Here is a 688-nt window from a genome sequence, read left to right as displayed (position 1 = left end):
ATGGGCACCGTGGGCCCGCAGTAGTCGATAAAGAGCTTTTCCCCCGCCTTGTGGATCTGGCGCATGGAGCGCTTTTGCAACTGACACCAGGACTTGTAACGGTCACAGAACTGGGAGTAGCTGTAACAGCTATTGGGATAGCGCTGGGTGTACTCCTCCCAGAGCAGCTGTTTGGAGACCCCCTTGCGCTTGAGCTCCTGATGGACAGAGGGCCAATCCGGCACAACATGGCGGGCCGAGATGGTGGTATCGGCCTGCGGATAGAACAGGGCAGCCAGTCGGCCATCATCAAGCTCGGTAGGTAAGGGCCAGGTAAGGCCGAGCGCCTGGGCACTTTTGAGGAGTTTCTGGATGGAGCCGACACTGACCTTGGTACAGATACTGATTTGGCGAACAGAGAGGTCAGCTTCCAGCCGCAGTCGCAGCACTTCACGAATTTTACGCATTGCAATCCTCTTGGCAGACATAGGCTCTTCCCTGGCAAAAGGGAGAGCGTATCAAAGGTTTTTAAATCAATGCGTTAAGGATGATTCCGGTGAATGTGAACAGTGATTCCGGGATGTTGAACACTGTTTCCGGAAAGGAGGGGCGAAGTGTTCAGGTTGAACCGGAATGAGCGTTCACATTGGTCCGGAAATGGTGTTCACGTTGAATCGGAATTGGTGTTCATGATCGGCCGGAATATGCA

At 53.8% G+C, this 688-nt stretch carries 1 pseudogene; it reads right to left on the bottom strand.

Annotated features, from left to right (window positions below):
* A pseudogene (locus tag C3418_RS23840) lies at positions 1-467 on the bottom strand (IS21 family transposase); the annotation flags it as partial.
* Positions 468-688 lie beyond the last annotated feature (221 nt).

It is taken from the genome of Aeromonas sp. ASNIH8, from assembly GCF_002919855.1.
Taxonomy (GTDB): Bacteria; Pseudomonadota; Gammaproteobacteria; order Enterobacterales; family Aeromonadaceae; genus Aeromonas; species Aeromonas caviae.
This window is presented reverse-complemented; position numbering and strand designations above follow the sequence as displayed.